General features: G+C 73.9%; 5 protein-coding genes and 1 pseudogene. 5 read left to right on the top strand and 1 reads right to left on the bottom strand.

Features of this window, described 5'->3' with window-relative positions; genetic code table 11:
- The 4 genes and pseudogenes from ACIQOV_RS23105 to ACIQOV_RS23090 form a co-directional block, all read left to right on the top strand.
- A pseudogene (locus ACIQOV_RS23105) lies at positions 1 to 346 on the top strand (MFS transporter); the annotation flags it as partial.
- Positions 347 to 472: 126 nt separating this feature from the next.
- Positions 473 to 1,837: an FAD-binding oxidoreductase gene (locus ACIQOV_RS23100; RefSeq protein WP_401051254.1), complete on the top strand. Its 1,365-nt coding sequence runs from the start codon at positions 473 to 475 to the stop codon at positions 1,835 to 1,837.
- A 455-nt stretch (positions 1,838 to 2,292) separates the two neighbouring features.
- Entirely contained in the window at positions 2,293 to 2,622 is a 330-nt protein-coding gene (locus tag ACIQOV_RS23095) for a hypothetical protein (protein WP_401051252.1), read from the top strand.
- 444 nt (positions 2,623 to 3,066) lie between these two features.
- Positions 3,067 to 3,855 (top strand): pyridoxal 5'-phosphate synthase, encoded by a 789-nt coding sequence (locus tag ACIQOV_RS23090; protein ID WP_401051250.1) that lies wholly within the window; start codon positions 3,067 to 3,069, stop codon positions 3,853 to 3,855.
- 66 nt (positions 3,856 to 3,921) lie between these two features.
- On the opposite strand, the gene ACIQOV_RS23085 is transcribed toward ACIQOV_RS23090, so the two are convergent.
- Positions 3,922 to 4,989 carry an EamA family transporter gene (locus ACIQOV_RS23085; RefSeq protein ID WP_401051248.1) on the bottom strand — a complete coding sequence of 356 codons (1,068 nt, stop codon included), beginning with the start codon at positions 4,987 to 4,989 and terminating at the stop codon, positions 3,922 to 3,924.
- Positions 4,990 to 5,141: 152 nt separating this feature from the next.
- On the opposite strand from ACIQOV_RS23085, the gene ACIQOV_RS23080 reads away from it, so the two are divergent.
- The gene (locus ACIQOV_RS23080; protein WP_401051246.1) at positions 5,142 to 6,014 is read left to right on the top strand and encodes a glycoside hydrolase domain-containing protein; all 873 of its coding nucleotides are present in this window, start codon (positions 5,142 to 5,144) and stop codon (positions 6,012 to 6,014) included.
- The last annotated feature ends 61 nt before the right edge of the window (positions 6,015 to 6,075 follow it).

Here is a 6,075-nt window from a genome sequence, read left to right as displayed (position 1 = left end):
GGGGGCGGCGGCCGGGCTCTGCGCGGCCTCGGTGGGGATCGCGCTGCTGGCGTCGGCCGCGGGGCCGGTGGCGGCGGTGGCCGGCAGCGCGGTGGCGGGCCTCGGCTCGGGGCTGTTCGCCTGCCACCTCGGCCCACTCGTGCTGACCGGCGCGCCGCCGACCCATCTCTCCCGGGTCCAGGCACTGCTGACGCTCGTGCAGAGCCTGGCACTGGTGCTCTCGAACTCCCTGTTGGGCCTGCTCGCGGACGCTGCGGGCGCGGCCCTGCCCACCCTGCTCTGCGCCCTGGCCACCGCCGCCGCCGGGCTCACCGCCCTGGCCACCCCGGCCCTCCGCCGGGCCTGAGTCACCCCGTGTTCCCCTGTCCGTTCGTCTCCTGTTCCCCAACCGCCCCGCGGCCCACTTGCCCGGCCCCGGTCGTCCGGGCAGAGTGCGGAGGTGGAGGCGGGCGGGCGGCGAGTGGAGGCGGCGATGAGTGATCTGACGGACCGACTGGCGCAGGGCCTCCCGGCGGGGGCCGTCGTGGTGGACCCGGACGTGACCGCCGCGTACCGCCACGACATGGCGGGTTTCTGCGCGGCCGGGCAGCCCGCGGTGGTGGTGTTCCCGGAGACGGTCGAGCAGGTGCAGCACGTGCTGCGCACCGCGACCGAGTTGCGCGTGCCGGTGGTGCCGCAGGGGGCCCGGACCGGGCTGTCGGGTGCGGCGAACGCGGTGGACGGCTGCGTCGTGCTGTCGCTGGTGAAGCTGAACAGGATCCTGGAGATCGACCCGGTGAACCGGATCGCGGTGGTCGAGCCCGGTGTGGTGAACGCTGAACTCTCCCGTGCTGTCGAGGAGTTGGGGCTCTCGTATCCGCCGGACCCGTCCAGCTGGGAGTCCTGCACGATCGGCGGCAACATCGGTACCGGGGCGGGCGGGCTCTGCTGCGTGAAGTACGGCGTCACCAGCGAGTACGTGCTCGGGCTGGACGTGGTGCTGGCGGACGGGCGGCTGCTGTCCACCGGGCGCCGGACGGCGAAGGGCGTGGCCGGGTACGACCTGACCAGGCTGTTCGTCGGCTCGGAGGGGACGCTCGGTGTGGTGGTCCGGGCGGTTCTGTCGCTGCGGCCGGCGCCCGCTCCGCAGTTGGCGCTGGCGGCGGAGTTCCCGAGTGCGGACGCGGCCGGGGCGGCGGTCTGCGAGGTGATGGCGCGCGGTCTGACCCCGTCGCTGATGGAGCTGATGGACGCGGTCTCGGTGCGGGCCGTCAACGAGTTGGGTCGGATGGGCCTGCCGGAGTCCACCCGGGCGCTGCTGCTGGTGGCCTTCGACGGGCCGGACCGGGAGGCCGAGCTGGCGCGGGTCGCGGAGCTGTGCCGGGAGTCCGGGGCGACGGCGGTGGTGCCGGCCGAGGACCAGGCGGAGTCCGATCTGCTGCTGGCCGCCCGGCGGATGGCGTTGCCCGCGCTGGACCGGCTGGGCACCACGATGATCGACGACGTGGCCGTGCCGCGTTCCCGGCTGGCGGAGATGCTGAACGGTGTCGCGGTGATCGCCGAGCGGCACGGGCTGACCATCGGGGTGGTCAGTCATGCGGGGGACGGCAACACCCACCCGATCGTCATTTTCGACGCCTCGGACGTGGAGCAGACGGCCCGTGCCCAGCGCTCCTTCGACGAGATCATGGCGCTCGGGCTGGAGCTGGGCGGCACGATCACCGGGGAGCACGGGGTGGGGCTGCTGAAACGGGACTGGCTGGCCCGTGAGCTGGGCCCGGTGGCACTGGACCTGCAGCGGCAGCTGAAGGCGGTCTTCGATCCGCTGGGAATTCTGAATCCCGGCAAGATGATCTGATTTCCACTGAGTCATCTCGTCGGATCGGACGGGGCCTTCACTCCTGCCGCCCTGGTGTGACATTCCGATGGTCTGTGAATGGTCGGAAAGTCGACATGGAAGGGTGATCGAACTTTTCGGGGGCGCGTTCACGGGTTCGCATGCGCCGGGGTGGTGCGACCGGCGGACCGTGTGACGCCGTTTGCGCCGCTCGCCGAGCCGCCCCGATCCTCGGCCGTCCGGGTGAATTCCCAGCTCGGACGGGGTGCATCGACGCATGGTCCGGTTTCGCGGCCGCCACGCCGCGCGGCTGGATATCACGCTAACGGGGGAAAATCGCTGTGGGAGCTAGTGCTTTGTCGATTTGTTGCGGAAGGCTGTGTTCCGGCGTCGCAGCCCGCAGGTGTTCGTCCGGTCGACGAACCTTGCACACCTTGATCGACCATTGCCCGGTGAACAGCTCTTTGGAGGCATTCATGGCTCGCACCCGTACCCGTCGAACAGCCGGACTACTGTTCGCCGGCCCACTCGCGGCCGGTCTGCTGCTGGCCGGTGCCGGTGGTGCCGCCGCCGACGACGGCGCGGGTGCCGAGGGTGGCTCCAACGCCGGAGCGGTCTCCAACACCGGTACCGGCAACGTGTTCGGCGGGGTCGACGGCAACTACGTCTCCACCCAGCAGACCGCCACCGGTTCCGGCGGCTCGAACCAGGACAACACCGTCGCGGTGAAGGACAACGCGGGGAACGTCCAGGCCGGTCAGGGCAACAAGGACGTCAACGTCGTCGTCGCCCCGACCTTCAACTGACCGCCGTGATGCGGCACCGGGCACCACGGAAGGCGGGGGCGCCGGACGTGGGTGGCCGCGGCTGAGCTGAGCAGCCGCGGACGGGCCCGGACCGGGTCGGAACGGACGGATCGGTTGGAACGGTTGTAACGGAAACCGAGGTACCACCGCAGTACAGCAGAGGGAACAGCGCATTCGACCGGCCGCGGAAAGGGTCACCGCGAAACCGGCCTCGTGGGCGGTGCCGATGGCGGCACCGCCCACGAGCGTGTCCGGTGCCGGTGCGCCCGCCGCCCGCCCCGGAACCGCCCGCCGCCCGCCCCGGATCCGTCCACCGAGGGCCCGCGCCCGGAGCCGTGGGTGTACGGCGGTACGGTTGCGCTCCGACAGCGCACCACGTGCCCGGGCCCGAAGGGCCGGCCCGGCCGGGGCGGCGACCGCGGCAATCGGAAGGAAGGGTGCGCGATGGCGGCGGAGGAGGAGGGCCTGACGGGCCCGGGCGAGGCCAGGCCTGCACCGGAGCCCGCGGCGGACGCGCGCCCGGAGCCGTCTGCCGAGCCGGTCCACGGGCACCGGTCCGGGCCCAGGTCCGTCCCGGAGCTGCTGCTCGGCCGTCCGCCGATGGCCCGCCCGCTGCCCTCCTTCGACCATGCGGCCGCCCCCACCGAGCCCGGCCCGCTGTTCGTGGACTGGCTCGCCACCGCGCTGCACGCCGGGGTACTGGACCCGCAGGCCTTCACCCTCTCGACCGTCGACGCCGACGGCATGCCGGACGCCCGGGTGCTGGTGCTGCGCGACGTCGACGCGGCCGGCACCGGCTGGAACTTCTCCGCGGCCGCCGACAGCCCCAAGGGCCGTCAGCTCGCCGGTCACCCGGCCGCCGCGCTGACCGTCTACTGGCCGCAGTTGGGCCGCCAGGTCCGGGTGCGCGGCACCGTCGAGCGGGCCGCCGACCTGGTCGCCGCCGCCGAGTTCGCCACCCGCTCGCCCGCCGCCCGGGTCGGCGCGCTGGTCGGGCGGCAGAGCGAGCCGCTGGGCTCGGTCGACGAGTACGACGAGGCGGAGGCGGTCGCCCGTCGCCGGCTGGAGACGTACCCGGACGCGGTCGCGCCGGGGCACGCGGTCTACACCCTGTGGGCGCACGAGGTGGAGTTCTGGCAGGGCGACGCCCAGCGCCGGCACATCCGGCTGCGCTACACCCGTACCGGCCCGGTCAGTTCCCCGGAGTGGTCGCGCACCCTGCTCTGGCCGTAGGGCGTCCCCGGGGCAGGCCGTCCCGGAGCACGCCTCCCCGGAGGAGGAGCACCCAGGCAGACGCGGCTACCGCCGCCCGGTCAGCGTGGCGCCCACGCTGGCCGCGACCACACAGCCGATCCCGGCCAGCTGCGGCACGCCCAGCAGTTGGCCCAGCACCACCAGCCCGACCAGCGCGCTGACCGCCGGCTCCAGGCTGACCAGCACGCTGAACACCCGCTGCGGCATCCGTCGCAGCGCGGTCATCTCCAGCGCGTACGGGATCACCGGCAGCAGCAGCGACACCCCGGCCACCGCGGCGAGCAGCCCCAGTGGCGAGGCGCCGGGCGCGGTCAGCCCGTCCCAGGCCTGGCCGAGCCCGAAGGGTGCCAGCGCCAGCGCGCCGACCGTCATCGACACGGCCAGGCCCTGGAAGCCCTGGAAGGTCGCGCCCACCTTGTCGGTGAACAGGATGTACAGGGCGTAGCAGGCGGCCGCCCCGAAGGCGTAGAGCAGGCCGACCGGGTCGAGCGACCCGCCGCCGTCCCCCTCGCCGAGCAGGGTCAGCAGCACCACGCCCGCGGCCGCGAGCAGCGCCCAGAGCAGGTGGCTGGCGCGCCGGGCGAAGACCAGGGCGACCGCGAGCGGGCCGAGGAACTCGATGGTGGCGGCGGTGCCCATCGGCAGCCGGTCGATCGCCCCGGCGAACAGGAAGGTCATCCCGGCCGAGGCCACGCCGAGCAGTGCGGCCGCGACGAGGTCGCGCGGGCGCTTGTCGCGGAGCTTGGGCCGGGTGACGGCGAGCAGGATGACGGCGGCGAAGCCGAGCCGCAGGAAGGTCGTGCCGCTGACGCCGAGCGGGCCGAACAGCGGCTTGGACAGGGCGATGCCGGTCTGCACCAGGAACATCGCGGTCAGACAGAGAAGCGGCGCCGGGATCCTCTCCGGGCGCCGCAGGACCTTGCCGAGCCGGCCGGTGGACCGGCCGGCGTCGATCCCGGGTGGCGCCGCGGGGCCGGAGGCCCCACCTCGTCGCCAGCTTCCCCGCTCGCCGGCAGGCTCGCCCTTGGGGGCGGGCGGCATGGCCAGGGCCTCGGCGACGGCGGCGGCCGACGACGAGGCGGCAGGGGTTTCGCTGGTATGGGAGGTGGGCATATTTGTGAGTTTGCCGTAAGGAGTGATGAACGGGCAAGCTCGTTACAAAAATCGGGACGGATGCGGACGGGTGCGTCCGAAAGGGTGGACTCGCGCGGGCGCTGCGGCGTGGTTGCGGCAAACCCCCGACGGGCCGTCAGTATCAAGGCGGGGTGCGCCTTCTCCGCCCCGCCGCCCTCCTCGCCGCCGCCCTCGTGCTCCTGCCGGCCACCGACGGGACGGGAGTGAACGCCGAAGCCACCGTCCCGGCCGCCGTCGCCGCCCCCCGCATCCGGGCCGTCACGCTGCCCGACCGGTACGGCCCGCCCCGGGTCCGCGACACCTGGAGCGGCCCCGCCTTCGACGCCTGCACCGCACCGTCGCTCGACACCCTGAAGACCTGGCGCGACGCCTCCCCGTACGGGGCGGTCGGCATCTACACCAGCGGCTCCCAGCGCGGCTGCGACCAGCCCCGGCTCACCGCCGAGTGGGTGCGCCAGGTGCGGGCGCTGGGCTGGCGGTTCCTGCCGGTGCACGTCGGACTGCAGGCGCCGTGCGCCGAACCGGGCCGCAAGCCCAAGCGGATCGACCCGGCGACGGCCGCCGAGCAGGGCCGGGATGAGGCGGAGGAGGCCGCCCGGGCCCTGCGCGCGCTCGGACTCGCCAAGGGCAGCCCGGTCTACCTGGACATCGAGGCCTACCCGATGCGCGACCCGGCGTGCGGCCAGGCCGTGGTCGACTTCACCCTCGGCTGGACCGCGGCCCTGCACGACGCCGACTACCGCTCCGGCTTCTACTCCAGCCTCGACTCCGGCATCGCGGACCTCGCCGCCGCCGCCCGCGCCGGCAGCTCCCCGATGCCCGACGCGCTCTGGTACGCCCGCTGGGACGACCGGGCCGACACCGACGGCTCCGGCGGCCTCGCCCCCGACCTCTGGAGCTTGCACCAGCGCGTCCACCAGTACCACGGGAACGTCGAGGAGACCTTCGGCGGCGCCACCCTCACCGTCGACCGCAACCACGTGGACGGCCCGACCGCGCACTGAGCCCCGCCGGTAGGGTGGCCCCCGATCGAGCACGGGGGAACGGCATGGCGAACGGGCAGGG

This window comes from Kitasatospora sp. NPDC091257, assembly GCF_044757675.1.
Classification (GTDB): domain Bacteria; phylum Actinomycetota; class Actinomycetes; order Streptomycetales; family Streptomycetaceae; genus Kitasatospora; species Kitasatospora lactacystinica.
Note: the sequence above shows the minus strand (reverse complement) of the source record. Positions and strands in the feature narration are given on the sequence as shown.

Coding starts and splice junctions, on each gene's coding strand:
- ACIQOV_RS23100 (WP_401051254.1), top strand. CDS start 473: ATGAGTGATCTGACGGACCGACTGGCGCAGGGCCTCCCGGCGGGGGCC.
- ACIQOV_RS23095 (WP_401051252.1), top strand. CDS start 2,293: ATGGCTCGCACCCGTACCCGTCGAACAGCCGGACTACTGTTCGCCGGC.
- ACIQOV_RS23090 (WP_401051250.1), top strand. CDS start 3,067: ATGGCGGCGGAGGAGGAGGGCCTGACGGGCCCGGGCGAGGCCAGGCCT.
- ACIQOV_RS23085 (WP_401051248.1), bottom strand. CDS start 4,989: ATGCCCACCTCCCATACCAGCGAAACCCCTGCCGCCTCGTCGTCGGCC.